The sequence below is a fragment of the Chachezhania sediminis genome (genome assembly GCF_009765275.1).
GTDB lineage: Bacteria > Pseudomonadota > Alphaproteobacteria > Rhodobacterales > Rhodobacteraceae > Chachezhania > Chachezhania sediminis.
Genome location: NZ_VOPH01000003.1, coordinates 58,281 through 75,137, shown reverse-complemented (window position 1 = coordinate 75,137; position 16,857 = coordinate 58,281). Strand labels below are relative to the sequence as shown.

The 16,857-nt window shown below is 64.3% G+C and carries 21 protein-coding genes; 8 read left to right on the top strand and 13 right to left on the bottom strand.

Going from position 1 to position 16,857, the window contains the following annotated elements; all coding sequences use genetic code 11:
- Window position 1: 1 nt before the first annotated feature.
- The 10 genes from FQK05_RS09815 to FQK05_RS09770 all read right to left on the bottom strand — a co-directional run bounded on the left by FQK05_RS09815 (window position 2) and on the right by FQK05_RS09770 (window position 9,102).
- Window positions 2-220, bottom strand: coding sequence for a phage head-tail joining protein (locus FQK05_RS09815; protein WP_158966241.1), 219 nt, complete (start codon window positions 218-220; stop codon window positions 2-4).
- A complete protein-coding gene (locus FQK05_RS09810) occupies window positions 217-2,388 on the bottom strand; it encodes a phage terminase large subunit family protein (RefSeq protein ID WP_233270450.1) in 2,172 nt (723 codons plus the stop codon). Before FQK05_RS09810 ends, FQK05_RS09815 begins: the two co-directional genes overlap by 4 nt.
- 11 nt (window positions 2,389-2,399) lie before the next feature.
- Entirely contained in the window at window positions 2,400-3,074 is a 675-nt protein-coding gene (locus FQK05_RS09805; protein ID WP_158966239.1) for a terminase small subunit, read from the bottom strand.
- A 117-nt stretch (window positions 3,075-3,191) separates the two neighbouring features.
- Window positions 3,192-3,926: a hypothetical protein gene (locus FQK05_RS09800; protein ID WP_233270449.1), complete on the bottom strand. Its 735-nt coding sequence runs from the start codon at window positions 3,924-3,926 to the stop codon at window positions 3,192-3,194.
- 97 nt (window positions 3,927-4,023) lie between these two features.
- Window positions 4,024-4,860, bottom strand: a complete 837-nt coding sequence (locus tag FQK05_RS09795) for a hypothetical protein (protein WP_158966237.1) — start codon at window positions 4,858-4,860, stop codon at window positions 4,024-4,026.
- A 370-nt stretch (window positions 4,861-5,230) separates the two neighbouring features.
- A complete protein-coding gene (locus FQK05_RS09790) occupies window positions 5,231-7,075 on the bottom strand; it encodes a DNA primase family protein (RefSeq protein ID WP_158966235.1) in 1,845 nt (614 codons plus the stop codon).
- Window positions 7,076-7,084: 9 nt separating this feature from the next.
- Window positions 7,085-8,245, bottom strand: coding sequence for a DUF7146 domain-containing protein (locus FQK05_RS09785; RefSeq protein ID WP_158966233.1), 1,161 nt, complete (start codon window positions 8,243-8,245; stop codon window positions 7,085-7,087).
- 4 nt (window positions 8,246-8,249) lie between these two features.
- Window positions 8,250-8,594 (bottom strand): TSCPD domain-containing protein, encoded by a 345-nt coding sequence (locus FQK05_RS09780; RefSeq protein WP_158966231.1) that lies wholly within the window; start codon window positions 8,592-8,594, stop codon window positions 8,250-8,252.
- The gene (locus tag FQK05_RS09775) at window positions 8,591-8,890 is read right to left on the bottom strand and encodes a hypothetical protein (protein ID WP_158966229.1); all 300 of its coding nucleotides are present in this window, start codon (window positions 8,888-8,890) and stop codon (window positions 8,591-8,593) included. Before FQK05_RS09775 ends, FQK05_RS09780 begins: the two co-directional genes overlap by 4 nt.
- Entirely contained in the window at window positions 8,887-9,102 is a 216-nt protein-coding gene (locus FQK05_RS09770) for a hypothetical protein (RefSeq protein WP_158966227.1), read from the bottom strand. Before FQK05_RS09770 ends, FQK05_RS09775 begins: the two co-directional genes overlap by 4 nt.
- A gap of 352 nt (window positions 9,103-9,454) precedes the next feature.
- Here FQK05_RS09770 and FQK05_RS09765 point away from each other — a divergent pair, with 352 nt between their 5' ends.
- Window positions 9,455-9,799, top strand: coding sequence for a hypothetical protein (locus FQK05_RS09765; protein ID WP_158966225.1), 345 nt, complete (start codon window positions 9,455-9,457; stop codon window positions 9,797-9,799).
- A 241-nt stretch (window positions 9,800-10,040) separates the two neighbouring features.
- Here the strand turns inward: FQK05_RS09765 and FQK05_RS09760 are convergent, their stop codons facing one another.
- Together FQK05_RS09760 and FQK05_RS09755 are read right to left on the bottom strand one after the other, a co-directional pair.
- Window positions 10,041-10,328: a hypothetical protein gene (locus FQK05_RS09760; RefSeq protein WP_158966223.1), complete on the bottom strand. Its 288-nt coding sequence runs from the start codon at window positions 10,326-10,328 to the stop codon at window positions 10,041-10,043.
- A gap of 68 nt (window positions 10,329-10,396) precedes the next feature.
- The gene (locus FQK05_RS09755; RefSeq protein ID WP_158966221.1) at window positions 10,397-10,648 is read right to left on the bottom strand and encodes a helix-turn-helix domain-containing protein; all 252 of its coding nucleotides are present in this window, start codon (window positions 10,646-10,648) and stop codon (window positions 10,397-10,399) included.
- A 56-nt stretch (window positions 10,649-10,704) separates the two neighbouring features.
- On the opposite strand from FQK05_RS09755, the gene FQK05_RS09750 reads away from it, so the two are divergent.
- Both FQK05_RS09750 and FQK05_RS09745 read left to right on the top strand, forming a co-directional pair.
- Window positions 10,705-11,346 (top strand): XRE family transcriptional regulator, encoded by a 642-nt coding sequence (locus FQK05_RS09750; RefSeq protein WP_325063881.1) that lies wholly within the window; start codon window positions 10,705-10,707, stop codon window positions 11,344-11,346.
- A gap of 609 nt (window positions 11,347-11,955) precedes the next feature.
- Window positions 11,956-12,612: a hypothetical protein gene (locus tag FQK05_RS09745; protein WP_158966217.1), complete on the top strand. Its 657-nt coding sequence runs from the start codon at window positions 11,956-11,958 to the stop codon at window positions 12,610-12,612.
- 34 nt (window positions 12,613-12,646) lie between these two features.
- Here FQK05_RS09745 and FQK05_RS09740 read toward each other — a convergent pair whose 3' ends face one another.
- A complete protein-coding gene (locus tag FQK05_RS09740; protein WP_158966215.1) occupies window positions 12,647-12,907 on the bottom strand; it encodes a hypothetical protein in 261 nt (86 codons plus the stop codon).
- A gap of 161 nt (window positions 12,908-13,068) precedes the next feature.
- Here FQK05_RS09740 and FQK05_RS09735 point away from each other — a divergent pair, with 161 nt between their 5' ends.
- The 5 genes from FQK05_RS09735 to FQK05_RS09715 are packed head-to-tail and all read left to right on the top strand — an operon-like array spanning window position 13,069 to window position 16,846.
- On the top strand, window positions 13,069-13,479 hold the full coding sequence (locus FQK05_RS09735) for a hypothetical protein (RefSeq protein WP_158966213.1): 411 nt from the start codon (window positions 13,069-13,071) through the stop codon (window positions 13,477-13,479).
- Window positions 13,479-13,754: a hypothetical protein gene (locus FQK05_RS09730; RefSeq protein WP_158966211.1), complete on the top strand. Its 276-nt coding sequence runs from the start codon at window positions 13,479-13,481 to the stop codon at window positions 13,752-13,754. Before FQK05_RS09735 ends, FQK05_RS09730 begins: the two co-directional genes overlap by 1 nt.
- Window positions 13,751-13,996 carry a hypothetical protein gene (locus tag FQK05_RS09725; protein WP_158966209.1) on the top strand — a complete coding sequence of 82 codons (246 nt, stop codon included), beginning with the start codon at window positions 13,751-13,753 and terminating at the stop codon, window positions 13,994-13,996. Before FQK05_RS09730 ends, FQK05_RS09725 begins: the two co-directional genes overlap by 4 nt.
- Window positions 13,989-14,213, top strand: a complete 225-nt coding sequence (locus FQK05_RS09720; RefSeq protein ID WP_158966207.1) for a hypothetical protein — start codon at window positions 13,989-13,991, stop codon at window positions 14,211-14,213. The genes FQK05_RS09725 and FQK05_RS09720 overlap by 8 nt, the downstream gene beginning before the upstream one ends.
- The gene (locus FQK05_RS09715; RefSeq protein ID WP_158966205.1) at window positions 14,213-16,846 is read left to right on the top strand and encodes a DNA methyltransferase; all 2,634 of its coding nucleotides are present in this window, start codon (window positions 14,213-14,215) and stop codon (window positions 16,844-16,846) included. The genes FQK05_RS09720 and FQK05_RS09715 overlap by 1 nt, the downstream gene beginning before the upstream one ends.
- Window positions 16,847-16,857: the final 11 nt, after the last annotated feature.

The following is a 16,857-nucleotide window of genomic DNA, read 5'->3' as shown; positions in this document are numbered from 1 at the left end:
GTCAGCCCCGCGAGAAGCTGGGCGTGTAGAAGCCAGACGATGTCGAGGAAGAAATGTCGCTTTCGAGCATCGCGATGATCTGGCGCATCTCGGCCAGCGGCCGGAACGTGATCTTCTCTCCGTTCAACTCGATAGAGGTGACGCCCTTCGCGAGGTTGGACTTCACCTGGATCAGGTTAGCCTTGATCTGCGCAAGCTCTTCAGGAGTATAGGGGCTCACAGCCAACCCTCTCGTTTCTGGATCCATCCGCCGCGTCCGGGCGCGCCGGGTCTCGCCTCGGCCAGCGGCCGGGACGGTGCCTGCGGTCGCGCGGGCGGAGTTTCGGGCGCATCCACCGCCAGCTCTTCCGGTTCGGGGGGTGCAGAGAGCAGCAGGAACTGGTTCTTCGCGCCCCAGGATGCCCAATCCGGCGGGCTCGACCAGTCGATGACCTCGCCGCGCCGGATGATGTGCTGCGCCCGGGCCTGCACGAGGTGGTCGAGGCTTTCGTTGCGCACCATGCCGGGCCGCTTCTTCCAGCCCTTCTCTTCCCGGCGCTCCGCGGTCATCTCCGCCAGCTGCTCTTCGGTCATCCAGCCCGGGATCAGGCAGGCATTGGCGGTTCCGGCCTCGGCCAGCAGGGACGCCGCGACCGAATCCTTCAGCTTGTCGACCGCCATGTGCAGGATCTCGATATCCTTCGCGACCCGGCGCCGACGCGCCCGCTGGCTCTTCTGGCTGGCACTCTCCGGGGCCTTCAGCCAGACCCGGTCCGCATGCCGCAGCCCGCCCTCGCCCCGGGTCAGGTACCAAAGGTGCCCCTGCCCGGCCCGGCGCCGCTCCCGGTAGAAGCGATAGGCATTGTCGGTCGTGGCGCCGCCGCCGTGCATGTCCACGGCGATCGAGGACGCCCGCATCTGCGCCTCGGTCCCGTCCACCGGCCAGGTCCTGGCCTCCAGCACCTCCAGGATCCGCCAGTCTTCCGGCACCTTGAACGGGTCGATCATCTGATCCTCAACCCCGGGGCGCTGGAACAGGTCGAACCGGTCGATCGGCATGTGCTGCCCGTTCTCGCCCCAGGCCGTGACCCCCACCGGGAAGCGCGAGGCCTGCACGTCGACCGAGATCGTGATGTAGCGCGTCCAGTTCGGGGCGATGCCGCGGGGCAGATCGTTCCCGAGCGCCTGATCCTTCAGACCCTGCAAGGTCACCTCCATTTCCGAACTGGCCGAGCGCGGGAAATAGGGCTGTGCAAAGCCCGTGTTCATCACGCTCTTCAGCTTTTCCTCGTCCCCCGTGGCTTCGAAGGTCCGAAGCGCCTGCCGGTAGAGCGTCACCAGCTCTTTCCAGGAGGCGAAGGCCGCCGCCGTGCCGTCGAGCCAGTAGCTCAGGAGGTCCGTCCGGCGGACCCGGCCGCTGTCGATGCGCACCAGCTCCGGCCGGCCGTGGGCGTCGAGGCCCTGCCCCTCGTGAAGCCAGATCCCTTCCGCGTTCAGCTCGCGCTTCAGGTCATGCCCGAAGGTCTCGCGGCAATGCGGGCACCGCATCTCCGCCGCCTCTCCGGCCTCGAGCGGATCTGTGCTGTCCGGATAGACCAGCCGGGAATAGCTCGGCTCGAACCGCGCCCCGCAGCACGGGCATTCCCAGTACCACCGGCCCCGGGTGCCGTCTGGATAGAGCGAGAGCACCCCGTATTTCACCGGCGGGCAGTCATGCGGCGACGACGGCCGCCAGTCCTCGCTGACCAGCGGCGCCCCGGGGCTGCTCTCGACCACCACCATGCCCCGCGACAGGTAGGTCCGGGTCCGCGCCCGCATCAGCGAGTAGGCGTCGCCTTCCCCGTCGATGCTTTCCGGGAAGTGGTCATAGTCGGTGCCCAGGACCAGGCGCATGGTGGCCGAGCTGAGCTTCGTGATCGTCGGCCAGTCGATCGTCAGCTGCGTCCCGCCCGTGTAGAGCTTGTGGTAGATGTTGTCCGACCCCCGGCCGCGCCCCTGGCGCTCCCGCAGGTCCGGGCTGTTGCGCACCATCGGCGCGATCTTGTTCCGTTCGAACTCGGCCGCCGCCTCCCGTGTCATCTGGAACAGCGCCACCCGGCCCGGGTCCGCCCGGATCGTGTAGGCCAGCGCCGATTGCAGCATCTGCGTCTTGCCCGACTGTGACGGCCCGCAGAAGACCTCGCCGCGGTACTCCCGCGACGCGATCATGTCCGTGGGCTCGACCATGTAGGGCGTCACGTCCCGGCGGAACGGTTGCCACTGCCCCGAGACGTTGACCCGCATGTATTTCTCGGCCGCCTCGGTGACCGAGATCTGCTCCGCCGGTCGCCAGGCCGGAAGTGCGAGCTTCAGCGCCTCCCTCGGATCCGCATAGGGCGGCAGCGGCTCGAACTCATCAAGCATTCGCATGCCCGCTCCTTTCAGATCATGAGAGACGCGCCGAGCTCGGCGTCCGCGACATCGCGCTCCCGCAGCTCGGCCTCGTCGATCTCGTCGGCCCAGGTCGTCAGCATGTCGTCCCCGGCCCGCTTCACCGCCGCCACCTGGGCCGGCGTCAGGTCGAGTTCTCGCTCGAGCCGGTCCGGCATCGCCTCGATCCCGTTCCGCACGATCCGCCCCAGCGCCTCGAGGAGATCGAGAACGTCGGTCAGCGGCACCAGCTGGCGCCGCTTCCGCTGCGCCTCCGACCACCGCATGTCCGCCTCTGCCAGCTCGCGCCGCTCCCGCGCCGAGAGCTGCGCCGCCTGGCTGTCGATCTCGACCCCCAGAAGCTCCGCCCGCAGCATGCTGATCTGGTTTTCGTTGTGCTTCGTCCGGGCCGCGCTGTCGGCTTCGATCGACCTTCGCCAGGCCCAGCAATGTGACAGGCGCAGGACATAGGCCCGGCCATTGCCGCCAACCTGCGCGACCGGCATCCCCTCGCGGATCCACTTCGACACGGTGTTCACCGAGACATCGAAGGCCTGCCCGATCTCTTCCTGGTTCATGTCCGTGTCCGCGAGCTTCGCGGGCAGCGGATACTTCCGCAGCAGCTTCAGCAGATCATCGTCAACGGCCACGTCCAGCAGTGGCGGCGCCTCTGTTCCATCCGTCATCGGAAACCCCAACAACAACCCCATCTCTCACGATCGCAGCCGTCAGAAAAACTTGCGCGCATCGGGGTGCGAATTACCCCCGTACGGGCGTTTCCCAGGAAGGACCCGAGGCGACGCTCAGGTCCGGGAGGCCGCCTTTGCCGCGGCGCGCTCCGCGACCTTCTGCAACGTCCGCCGCAGGTGATCCGGCAGGCGGGCCTCATAGACCTCTGCCGCCCCATCCTGGAAGCCCAGCCGCCGGTCATAGACCGGGGCGAGCGACGTGAAGTGCAGCACCTTGGTGATGCGCCCGCGCCCGTCCCGCTTCCAGATCCCCGGCGACAGCTTCGAACCCGCCGCCGGCACGAAGAAGCCAGCCCGCTTTCGGTTCCGCTTGCGCGAAGCCTTCGTCGTGTTCGCCGTGCTGTCGCGCTGCGCCTGCACCGCCGACAGTGCCTGGTTCCGTTCGCCCGTCGACCAGTTTCCGTGCTGGTTCAGCCGGGCGCCCGCGGCCGGGATCACCGCCTGCAGGTCGCCGGCATAGGCGAGCCGACTGTCCAGCAGCTTCTCCAGCCCCGTCTGTGCCCGGGGACCGCCCGCCTCCTGGATCTTCAGGAAGTGACGCTTGCCCACCGAGGGACGCTCGATGACCTTCGCTTCCAGCGTCGAGGCATTCGCTCGCCAGACCATCAACGCGTTCTTCGTGAAGCGCGTGGGCCTGTCGAAGACGACGTCCATCCGGCCCTGCATGTGCGCGAGCACATCATCGGCCGTATCGTTCAGAGCCCAGACAGCCGCCGTCTTCGCATCCTTCCGCGACAGATCCCTGGCTGCCTCCAGGAAGACCCTGTCATTGACGCGCATGCTCAGCATCGGGGCTCCCCCTCAAACGCAACGCGCCCGGTCGGGATGTCCCGCCGGGCGCGCGTGTGGTGCTGGCATCTTGTCTAGTACCCTAGAAGTTCGCCTGTCAAGCGCCCTGTGCCCACGGGGTCAGCGGCGGCATCTCGTCGGTCAGCTTGAAGCCGGTCAGGCCGCCGTAGGTCTGGAAGGAAATCCGCAGCCAAAACAGCGTCCCGCGCCATTGCAGATAGGCGCGCCGCGCCCGGCCGATCTGGTCCGGCGTCGGGCGGCAGACGACAGGCGTGTACTGCACCGCGTCCTGCACGATCACGCCCTTCCGGTTTCGACGCGGCTGTGCAGGCCATCCGAACGGTCCAAGGTCCGCAGCATCCCTGGTCTTCGCATTTGTCCCGTGCCGGTTCGTGTGAACATCGGCCGGCTCGAACCGAGGCCGGGCATCCTGCATGCAGTCCGGCCGTATCCCTGCGCGGGCCAACTCTGCGATCCAGATCCCCGTCCGCATGCCGCCGTGTTCCTCGGGCAGCTCGACAAGTGCCGCAGCGACGATCTCGGCATCCGGGTGCGGGTCCGATCTTCCGCCTCCGTCCACCCGACACCCCAGCTTGGCTTGCTGCAGCAGCACGTATTCGAAACCGAACCCCGGCAGCGCGAACCCCGCGAGCCGGGACACCCTGTCCAGGTTCAGCGTCACCCGTTCCGCCTGAAAGGCCCAGACCAGAAGTTGCTCAATTGAGATCGGCACCGCCGGTTGGCTTCCCCGTGCTGGAACCGGAAAACGATCCTGTTGGCCGCAGATCTGCTTTCGCCCCTGAACTCTCACTGCATGTTGTGCCATGTCTTCACTGCTCCACTTGATCTTGGAATTGCCTGTCTTTTCGGAAGGAAGTTCCAAGAAGGAGGATCGGGACCTGAGGGATGAAGCGGGGCAGATGGGGCAGAACATGACAAAGCGGGGCAGAAACCGACACGCAGAGCACAACTGGTAAGGTGTTGAAGCGACAGGGATAATGAAGCGAACGGGGCGCATAGGGCAGATAGGGCACAAAGGCGCGACCTATACGCAAGACAACAATCCCCCAGACCCCGAAGAAGTCGCGCGTGCACGTAAGTCGAAAACTTCTGCCCTATGCGCCCCGCGCGCCCCAACTCAGGACTAACCGACGATGATGATGGGGTTTTTCCGAACACGGGCCTCAGGCAAGCGCGCCCCGTTTCGGGGCAGATCTTTGAGATCTGCCCCGTTCTAGTTCGTAGTTGGGTGTAGGGGTGCGGGGTGCGGGCGGCGGTAAACGCGGGATATGCCGCCCGGATCGTCACAGCGGGTCGTCCCCGCCGTAAGGTGATGGGCCGTCGTCCCTTCGGAGCTGCGGCAGCCCCTTCGAATCCCGCGGTGCGCTGTCCAGCTTGGACTTCATGTCTGCGCTCAGGCGGATCCCGGAATAGCCCCATGTGCCATTCCGCTTGTGACGCGCATAGGACTTAGCCGTCAGCGGATGAACGTACTTCCCGGCCCGGTCCTTGATCTTGCGCTGCAGGTTGCCCGGCTGCCAGGCGTGCGACGTGTTCTCCAGCAGGTAGAGATAGCAGGCGTCGACCAGGTCGCGCGCCGGCAGGAAGTCCGTTCCGCCGTCGATCTCGCAACCGGTGGCAAAGAAGTCCCCGATCGGGTCGCTGTCCTTGCGATAGTCCTCTGTCGCCTCGATGACCTGGGCGGGTTCCTGCAGCCCGCCTTCCAGGTACTGGGCCAGGCCGTCAATCATCCAGTTCAGGATGCCGGACCGCTCTTCATCGAACAGCTTGTCGCCCAGCTTTTCGTCCCGTTCCGCTTCCGGGATCTGGACATTGAAGGGCAGCAGCAGCGGGCGCCGCCAGATGCCGTCATCCGTGCCCCGGATCTCCAGCTTGTGGTTGCCGGTGAAGGTCAGCTTGAAGTGCGGAGTGAAGGCGACGAAGTCGGAATGCAGGTTGCGGACCAGCATTTCGTCGCCGCCGGTCATTTCCTTGATCTTCTGTTCCTGCATCCGCTCGCCTTCGTCCGGCTCGCTGGTCAGGGCCGCCCGGGCGCCGATCAAACGCATGAGGTCCGGAGTTGCGTCCGATCCGGACTTCCGGTTCTTTCCCGTCAGGCTCTCGATCTTCACCATCGTGGCGTAATCGCCGAGCATGCGCCGCATGAGGCCGGCCAGCAGCGACTTGCCGTTCGCCCCCTGGCCGTAGCAATACAGGAACTTCTGGATCGGCAGGGCCGTCATGGACAGGCCGAACCAGCGCTGAATGAAGGCGCGAACTTCCGGATCAGGCTGAACCCGTTGCAGGAATGCGTCGAACTTCGGGCACCTGGCGTCGGGGTCGAACTCGACCGGCATCATCTTGGTCACGTACTGGACAGCATTCCGGCCCGTGATCGGCGCGGCGCGTTCGTGCCGGTGCATGCTGAACTGCACCAGCCGGCCGGCGCCTTCATCCCGCATGTCGATGATCTGAAAGCGCAGAAGGCCCGATTCAGTGTTGACCGCCAGCGGGTCTGCATCCAGATCCTCGACCTCTCGATTCAGGCTGGTAACCGCTTCGGACAGAAGGTTCTTGATGGCGTTGGAATTGCCGGCCGAGCGCGCAAAGGTCTTATGGCGGGCCCGGGTCGATCCCTTCCCCCACAGGTCCTTGGTCAGCTGGTCCCGCTCTGACTGCAGTTTCAGGCGCTTCTCGCGCTGATCCTCGCTCAGGTCCTTTGCATTGCCGTCCAGATCCCGAAGTTCCCAGTGAACCTCCTGCAGCCTGTCGACCTGACGCTGTTCTGTCTGTGTCAGCTTCAGATAGGGCACTTCCTGCTCGATCCGCTGATGGATCGTCTGCGCATGTCGCCGAACGGCAATGCCGTCGGGGTCCAGCTTCCACCGTCGGCCGTCCCAAACGTGCCACCCGACGCGGGGAACGAACATCGCCAGTTCGCCGCAATACAAGGCGAAGCGCAAACCGTTCCCGGTGTCGTTCAATGGATAGGTCGCACCGATCGCCTCGGGCGGCTCGTCCTCGGACGGGCCGGACGGTGGTTCCTGGTCGCGCGGCGGTTCCGCCGCGAACTGCTGCAGATCCTCGTCGGGCGCCACGTCCTCGGGCGTGTCAAAGGCCTGCCTGATCTTTTCGATTCCGTCTGCCATGGGATGCGCCTATGCCCCCTCGGCCGGGATAGTTTCGGACGCGCCTGTCAATACGTCGTTCAGGTCGACACCGGCGCCTGCATGGACAATCTGGCCCCGCAGGCCCGGCCGGAACGCCATCGCCCGGCGAAGCCCGCATTCCAGTTTCGCCCGGGTGAGGACCGGATCGGAATCTCCGTCCATGATGAAGACCAGGCGCCGGGCCCAGGGCGGCGGCAGGAACGCTTTCCTGTCGGTCATGTCCGGCCGGCCGGAATGGCGCATACCCTTTACCTTGACCATGCGGCCCGACATGTTGCCCAGGTCGACCCCGGCCCAATAGGCGGCGCGTTCGAAGGGCCGCGCGATCATCGCGCTCAGCGTGGTTTCGATCCCCTCGCCCATGACCAGGATCTCAGCATCGGCGGGCGTGTGCAGGCGGATCGCCCCTCCCTTCTTGGACCCCCGGACCAGCTTGGACTGCAGCACCTCGCCGTTCCATTCGATCCGCGCCTTGCCATGTGGCGGGGACGGATCGACCCATGTCTGATGCACGGCCGTCAGTTCGCCGCTCGGCGCGGTGATTTCCGCGATCATGCAGGGACCGCGGTGCGGGGTGACCCATTCACCGCCGATCTGTTTGACATAGGCATGGTCCAGGACGAACCGCAGGACCGGAGGCAGATCCGGCAGCAGATCCGGCGCGATCCCGCGCGCCATCAGGTAGGCGCGGACCACGCCCATGGATCCCGGCCGTGACCGGTCCCAGATCGCCCGTGCATCCGCAACGGCCTTCCGACGATAGCGCTCCTGCGTCTCGCGCTGCTTGCGCTCTGCCTCTTCCGCGATCTTCCGACGGCGCTGCAGTTCCCGCTCATCCAACCGGGCGGGCGCGTCCCCGCACAGGAACTGCAATGCCTGGGGAAAGGTCATGTTCAGCATCTGCATGGCCAGCGCGATCTGATCGCCGCCCCGCAGGTCGCATTTCCGGCACAGGAACACGGCCGAGGTCAGATTGATGCCGAACCGATCGCGCCCACCGCACAGGGGGCACGGGCCCACCAGCTCGGTCCCTGTCGGGTGCAGGCGGGCGATGCCAAGCCGGTTCACCAGTTCGGGTACTGGGATCGCCTTGGCTTCAGCAATCCGAAAGTCATCCCGCGATCGGCTGTCTGTGCGTGCGTCGGCCACCAGGTCAGTCCCCACCCAGTTCCGCGTCGAGGGCGGCCAGCGCCTCGGCCACCGCGCCGACCGGGCTTGCCGGGCCTTCGACGCCCATCGCCCCCGGCACCCGGCCCAGGCTGTGGGTCAGATCGGCAATCGGCACCCCGTGCTGCAACGCGACAGAGATGATGACACAGGCGTCCTGCACCGTGTGCTGCAATGCCGTGCCGGACTTCTGGCCATCGGCATAGAAGACCTCGGACAGCCGTCCGTCCCGCGGATCGACACCGACGGTCAGTGCGAAGGCGTGGTTTTGCCAGTCGACCGATACCGTCAGCGACGGCCGGCGGTTCGGAAGGCGGTTGCGGGTGCTCATGATACCAGCGCCTCCAGCCGCCGCTGGGCATAGTCGCCAACGGCTTCGCGCAGATATCGAAACGCCCGACCGGCCGCGGCCGGGTCGCCGGACCGCATGGCTTGGTCCAGCCGCGTGATCATGCCGGCAATGGTGATCATCGACTCGGACGGCTGCGCCTTCGTTTGAAGCCATAGCCTCTGGGCGACGTATTCGGACCGGACGGCATGGCGGACCGCCTGCGATACCCGCGGATCGTGCGGCCCGTCAGTGGTCACCACGGCCATTGCTGCCAGCAGAAGGACCTTGTCGCTCATGCGCCGGGCTCCGCAATGCCGGGCTTGCCTTCGATCTCGTCGGCTGTGGCGATAAGGGCAGCGGCCAGTTCACGCGCCTGATCCGGCGTCAGTTCCCGGCAGCTCAGGAACAGCGGCGGAAACATGACGACATGGCCAATATCCTGGCCGACAACGATCTGCCCCGGCTGCCCATGATCCTGGACCTGTATGCGCCTTGTTCCGAACATCATCAGCCCTCCGGTTTCAATTGACCCGGCCGGGGCGGGTTTCCCCGTGCTCGTCCCCGGCCGGTTGGCAACGCGCCTGTAATGATCTGCCGACGTCGCCAGACCGCCCGCAGATCCGCGTCGCCGAATTAGGTTGCCTGCGTCGGCTCAGGCACGGACGTGCGGACAGTTCCGACCCTGACCACATCTCCGCTGGTCAACGCCTTGATACGGCGCTCTTCAGCAACTTCAGATGGGTCTGGTTCGCTGCAGAAAGCCTTGCCAACTCGTGTCAGTACCGTTTCGATGCTCATTGAACGCCCCTTTCTCGCGGCTGATGTGTCTCAAGCGCGAAGTCCAATTGTGGAGGAACACGATGAAGCTCCCCAAGCTCAGCCTGCAAACCTACGAACGATGGCTCGACGACCTGATTGCCAAAGGCATGCCGGCGGCTTCGATGCTCGACGGCATGATCACGGCCCGCGCAACCCGCGTCGGCGTCATGCCAACGCATGAAGGGTGCATTATCACGTTCACCTCTGACCCCGACCAGACGACGCGCGTGGTGTTGAATGCTGCACAAGCCAACCATCTGTTCAGGGCTCTCGCCCAAGCAGGAGTGGACGGAGGGTGGATGGATCGGCATGGAAATCCACTAACAGAACCTCGCGCCACACAGGATCGTCAACCTTGGCCAAGACCACGAGATCTGAAGAAGTGAATGCCGAAGGCGCGACATCGCCATAGGGGATATCAAGCACAGGCGGTCGCCGGGCATAATCCATAGGAATGAACGTTGTTACTGCCATTTCAGGCCCTCCCCTTGCACATGTGGAAAAGTTTTTCCGCAGCGCGGCGAAGCGCGGTTGCGGTGCCAGTCCAGCCCCGCCGGGCCGGGCGGCGCGACAGGGCAAGAAGGGCGTGACCACCCCAATGGGCGGCGGCGTGAACGGTATTGCGGATCATCTGTCGCCACGCCCCAGCCAGTGGCCCATGAACATCATCGGTTGCATGATCACCAACGCCGACAGGTGCACCGCACTGGGCAGCGTTTCTTCCCGCAGCCAGTACCGCACCGTACGGGGCGAGATCGGATCGCCCTTCTTGTCCCGGAAGTAATGGCAGGCCTCGTCAGCCAGGCCCTTTTCGCTCTGGTGCCCCGGGAACTCTGTCCACAGCGCCTTGACCACCAGCTTCTTCAGGGCCTGCTCTTCCGCCGGACCGACGCATTTCTGGCAAGATCTTTCCACATCAACTGTCCTATGTTCACCACGTGGACGGCGAACATGAACAGGATCGGGAAAGGACGGGACGGAGGTCATGGCGTGGCCTCCGTCTTCGTTTCCGCCGGCGGGTTGGAAGACGCCGGCGAACTGAACATTTCCGCGAGGTCTGGACGCAAGCTTTGAACCGGTACACCCAACGCCGCGGCGAGTGCGCCCGCCTTACCCGTGCCAACCCGTCTTTCGCCCTTCTCGATGAGGCTCAAGTAGGCTCTGGAAATGCCCGCCACTTCGCAGATCTCTGCGCGAGACAAGCCCTGATCCTTGATGTGTGCACTGATATCCATGCAGGACTTTTACATTATGTGAATTTCATCTGCAAGGCGGATTTCACATAGTGTTTATGGCGCGTCAAACAGACCTGACAGAGAAGTCAGGCATGAAATTCAGCATACGTGAAAAGCGGAAAGCGGCCGGCCTGACGCAAGAAGACATGGCCGAACGGCTTGAGATTTCTACCAGCCTGTACAACGGGCTGGAGACCGGCAAGCGCCGGATGAATGAGACGTATCTGGACGGTATAAGCAAGGTACTGCACATCCCAGTGTCGGACCTGATCATTGAAGAACGCCCCACCATCGCCATAGCAGGCAAGGTTGGCGCCGGCGCCCAGGTCCCGCTGTTCGACGCCTATGAGAAGGGGGACGGACCTCAGGTCGAATGCCCGCGCGACCTGTCGCCCCACGGCATCGTGGCGGTCGAGGTTGAAGGTGACAGTATGGAACCAGTCTACAGCGGCGGAGATCTTCTGTTCTACAGCCGGGTCAGCCATGACGGCGTCCCCGCCGAGGCCTTGGGCCGGCGCTGCGTCTGCGAGGACGCCAATGGCATGGGTTGGGTCAAGGTGGTCCGGGCCGGCCGCGAAGCCGGAACCTTCGACCTGCACAGCTTCAACGACACCAGCCCGACAATGTACGGGGTCCGCCTTAAATGGGCAGCACCGGTGCGCCTGCATTGGCCTGCTGACATGGCGAAAAAAGTATGAGGTGCTAGCATGGGCAGGCCAGTTGTTTGGTTGGCACTCGGGATCTTGGTTGCCGGGTGCGAATACGGATCGTCCGGATTCGGTGTGGTAAGCGATGGGAGGACGCTTTCGGCAGTCCAAGAAGCGAGCCCTAGCGGAATTTACATTGCGGGCTATCGATTGGCACTTTCGGATGGCACTGAATGCACGATTCCGATCAAGTACCGCGATTGGCTGAACGGCGTCCGGGACTTCCCAATCTCCTGCACCAACGGAGAGAACGGGATGGCGCACATCTCACTATTCGCGACCTCCACCATCACCAGCACCGCAAATATTTCCTTCCGGCTTACCAGCGGCGCGACCGGTCAAGCGACAGTGACAGCGGGCGCGGTCGTATGACTGCCGCGCACAGCTAAAGCAACTCCTGTTCGTCCATCTCTCAGTCAAACCCCGCCATGTGCGGGTTTTTTCGTGTCATCCGCACGTAACTGGCGCCACGCCCCGCGCCCATGGGGCACAATGGCGTAATTCACATAGTGTAAAATCTGCGCTTGCCTCATTTTTTCACATAGTGTAAATCATACCTCCATCGCCGCTCACCCACAGCGGCTCAGATGGAGGGACACCATGTCAGACCAGACGAACGACCAGACCCCTGCGCCCGAGGACAGGATCACCCGCATCCTGCGCATGGCGACGGATGCGCCTTCCGGCAGCGACGCCCGGTACCTGCTGATCATTCTGGCCAATAGTGCGACCGCAGTTCGCACGAAAACGGACCAGCCGTTTTATGACACGGCGGAACTGCGCGCGCTCTACGAAGACGCAATGCTGGACGTGACCAATCGGGATCCGGACTGGCTTCGCCGTTTTCGCGACGTGATCAAGATCATCGAAGGCTGGAACGACATCGCGATCCGGACCGCGACGGCGGAACAGGCTTCCGGGATGGTTGCGAAAGCCCCCACCCCGGAAAACCTGAGCACCCGCATCCTAAGCATGGCGCTGGCCGAGCCCGAGGGCAGTTGGGCCCGCGCCCAGTTGAGCAGCCTGGCGGGCAGCTGCGCCGGGGGGGATCCGCAGAGCGACAGGCCGTACTACGACGTGACGGAGCTTCGTGCGCTCTACGACGAAGTCAAATGGGACCTGATAGACCAGGACCCGCACGCGCTTGTCGCTCTTCGCAGCACAATCAATCTGTTCGAAATGGCGAACAGGTTCGTACTGCGTCTCCCGAACGGCGACATCGCCGCCCCGGAGAACAAGGACCCGGAAACGACGTGATGCGCTGCGGGTCCGGTCAGATCGTCCTCGTCGCTCAGCCCTCTTCGAAGTGGCTCAGCAGCTCGGTGACTTCCTTTTTCACGTTGGGGTTTCCCGAGCTTTCGATCGCGCGTGCCGAGATGCGTTTGATCTGTTCCGGCTCCATTTCTTCCAGCATTGCCCGCACAATCAGCCATCTCGCGGCGACAAGGTTGAGCATTCCGAATTTTTCGCGACCGGTTTCAGCATGGATCTTCTCTGTCAACCGGTTCTCTAAAGCCTTCAGGCGCTGGTCGAAGTCTCTTTCTGCGGTCATCGGAACAGTCCTTGGGTTGGTTGATAACTCATGGGCTCAGGCAGCGAGGGATGCGGTCAACATCGCTCGCTGCCGCCTGATTTCGATTTCATTCATATCACAACTTCCGCGGACTCGCATGTGGAACCGCGTTCCGACCGGCCTGCGATAGGAGGATCACGATGTCCGAACCGACAATCACACTTACTACCGACGAACTGACCCAGATCTGCACGACCGCGATGTGGCGTGCACTGGCGTTGCACGACCGGCAGCAGGCCATCGAAAGCATCATCCAGGACGAAGCGGAGATGCGGGCCGAGATCGCCCGGGCGGAAGCCGGGCAGACCCGGGGGGAACATTCAATGCTGGCGCGCTGGGTCAGGGATCGCATGGATCATCGCATCTGTCCCAAAGATCCCAGTTTCGATTTTCACCGCGAAGCCCCTCCGGAACATGTTCTGTGCATCGTCGAAGAAGCGCGGCGGCATCTTCAGGCCGATCTGTCAGGTTTTGAACCAGCGCCTCGAACGACGTCCGCGCGGCTGACGCGCAATCTGGCTGCTTCTTTGGCACCTCAGCGGAGGTACTGATGACCGACACCTGGAAACCAGCCTTCGACGCCCACCGCATCGCGGCGCAGCCCGAAGCCTATGCCGATCACCCGGAACTCTATCGCGCCGCCTGGGTTTCCCTGAAAGCTGAACGCGGCCAATCGGTCGATCTGCAACGGATGGGCCCGGCCCTGCACCGGATCCAGCCCGAAGGGCACGGCAATGTCGTGGACACGGTCGCCGCGATCCGCCAGCGCGCCGCCGGCAAGGCCGCCGCCTACATCGCCACCACCTACCCGGGGACCAAGCGATGACAGAGCGGAAGCGCGCGATCATGGCCGCCCGTCACCTGCCGCAATACCTGCAGGACGTGGCCTTTTCGAAGTTCAGCGCGAAGGCCGAACGCAAGCGCAAGGTGCAGGGCACCTTCGGCGCCGCCGGCCCCGCCCGCCGGATCGACCCGCAGACAGGCGAGGTCATCGAGGTGATCGCTGCGCGGCCGGAACGCACCAGCCGCGCAGCATCCCGTCAGGCGCGGAGGCAGATCGATGAATGAGCTTGTGATCATCGTTGGGATGGTGTCAGCGGCCGTCGGGCTGGGGGCGGCGGCCGGTGCTTCGGAATTCAGGAAACGGAAGCACGCCTACGACCGAGGTTTGGCGGACGGGGTCTGGTACGCAGCCGGAGTTGTAGCGGCGATGGCCCTCGGCGACCACACCAACCAAGACTATTACGACGCCATCGTCTCCCTCATCGAGCCGGAGGCGGACTGATGGCCACGCAAAGCTATGCCGACTTCCTGAAGGCCAAGGCCGCCATCGCCCCACGCTTCGGCGGGATCGAGGTGGACGAGGCCGACCTGAACCCGGCCCTGAAACCCCACACCCGCCGCATGGTCGCCTGGGCGCTGGCCGGCGGGCGGCGGGCGTGGTTTGCATCCTTCGGCCTGCACAAAACGGCCACCCAGATCGAAACCATGCGGGTGATCGTGGCCCAGATCGGGGGCGCCGCGCTGATCGTGGCGCCGCTGGGCGTGCGTCGGGAGTTCCTTCAGGAATCGCGCACCAGGTTCACCGGCGCCTTCGCCGCGCCGATCCGCTTCATCCGATCCAGCGACGAGGTCGATGGCCCGGGGATCTATCTGACGAACTATGAAAGCGTCCGGGAAGGCAAGGTTAGCCCGGATCCGTTCATCGCCGTCAGCCTGGACGAAGCGGCGATCCTGCGCGGCTTCGGCGGGACGAAGACCTTCCGCGAGTTCATGGCGCTGTTCGCCGGGGACGACCGGCGGGACCGGTCGAACCATGTGCGCACCGAAGGGGTAAAGTACCGCTTCGTCGCCACCGCCACGCCCAGCCCGAACGACTATATCGAACTGCTGGCCTATGCCGCCTTCCTTGATGTCATGGACATCTCGGCCGCGAAGACCCGGTTCTTCAAGCGCAACAGCCAGAAGGCCGACCAGTTGACGCTGATGCAGCACAAGGAACGCGAGTTCTGGATGTGGGTCGCGTCCTGGGCGCTGTTCGTCACCCGGCCGTCCGATCTGGATCCCCGATTCGATGATGCCGGATATGTCCTGCCCAAGCTGAAGGTGAACTGGCACGAGCTGCCGGTCGACCATCTGGCCGGTGCCGGCGCCGAGCGAAACGGACAGGCGCGGATGTTCCGCGAAGCGACGACCAGCCTGTCGGCCGCCGCGGCCGAGAAGCGCGACAGCCTGCCCGACCGGATCGCGAAGATGTTGGACCTGCGGGCCGAAGATCCGGCCGCGCACCGGATCCTGTGGCACGATCTGGAAGCCGAACGCCACGCCATCGAAAAGGCGGTCCCGGGCGTGGCCTCGGTTTATGGCGCGCAGGATCTGGACCGGCGCGAGGACCTGATCGGCGCCTTTGCAGATGGCGAACTGGCGGAACTGGCAGCGAAGCCGGTGATGCTGGGCAGCGGCACGAACCTGCAGCGGCACTGCGCCTGGCACGTCTTCCTGGGGATTGGCTTCAAGTTCAACGACTTCATCCAGGCCGTGCACCGGCTGCTCCGCTTCGGGCAGCCCGCGGCCGAGGTCCGGCTGGACCTGATCTACACCGAGGCCGAGCGCGAAATCCGCCGGGCCCTGGAACGCAAGTGGCGACAGCACGAGGAGATGGTTCAGAAGATGATCAGCATCATCAAGGAATACGGCCTGTCCGAGATCTCGATGCAGAAGGCGCTGACCCGCGCCATGGGCGTCGAACGGGTGGAAATCACCGGCAAAAACTATCGCATCGTCCATAACGACTGTGTCGACGAAACCCGCAGAATGGACGAGGCCTCGGTCCAGCTGATCGTCACGTCCATCCCGTTCTCGACACAGTACGAATACAGCCCGAACTATGCAGACTTCGGACACACCGACGACGACGGGCATTTCTGGCAACAGATGGACTTCCTGATCCCGGAGCTGCTGCGCGTGCTGGAACCCGGGCGGATCGCTGCAATCCACGTCAAGGACAGGATCATCCCGGGCGGCTTGAACGGTCTGGGCTTCCAGACGCTATCGACACTGCATTGCGACTGTATCCGCGAATTCTGCGGCCACGGCTTCGCCTATCTGGGGATGAAGACCATCACGACAGACGTGGTGCGCGAGAACAACCAGACCTACCGCCTGGGCTGGACGGAACAGTGCAAGGACGGGTCCCGCATGGGCTGCGGTGTTCCGGAATACCTGCTGATCTTCCGCAAGCCGCCTTCGGATCGCAGCAACGGCTATGCCGACCGACCGCCCGCCAAGGCGAAGAAGGAATGGGATCCGGATGCGAAGGACTGGCGCAACGAAGGCGGCTACAGCCGGGCACGCTGGCAGGTCGACGCCCATGCCTACGCGCGGTCCAGCGGCGACCGGCAGCTGACACCGCAGGAACTTGCCGGGCTCGATGCTGACCAGGTCTTCAAGATCTGGCGCCAGCACAACCTGGGCGCGGTCTATGATTTCGAGCACCATGTCCGCATCGCCGAAGGGCTGGAGATGACGGGACGCCTGCCGCCGACGTTCATGCTCCTGCCGCCCCACAGCCTGCACCCTGACGTCTGGACCGACGTTGCCAGGATGATGACCATCAATGCGGAACAGGCGCGCAAGGGCGGCGAGATGCACCTGTGCCCGCTGCAGTACGACATCGTTGACCGCGCGATCGCGCAATACACCGAGAAGGGCGAGACGGTCTTCGACCCGTTCGGCGGGCTGATGACGGTTCCCTTCCGGGCGATCAAGCAAGGCCGCCGCGGCATCGGTGTCGAACTGAACCACGGATATTTCGTCGACGGGGCCGCCTATGTCGCAGCGGCCGAGCGCGATGCGGACATGCCGTCACTCTTCGATCTGCTGGAACCCGAAGATCAGGCGGGCGCCGACGCCGCCTGATCGCGAACGTC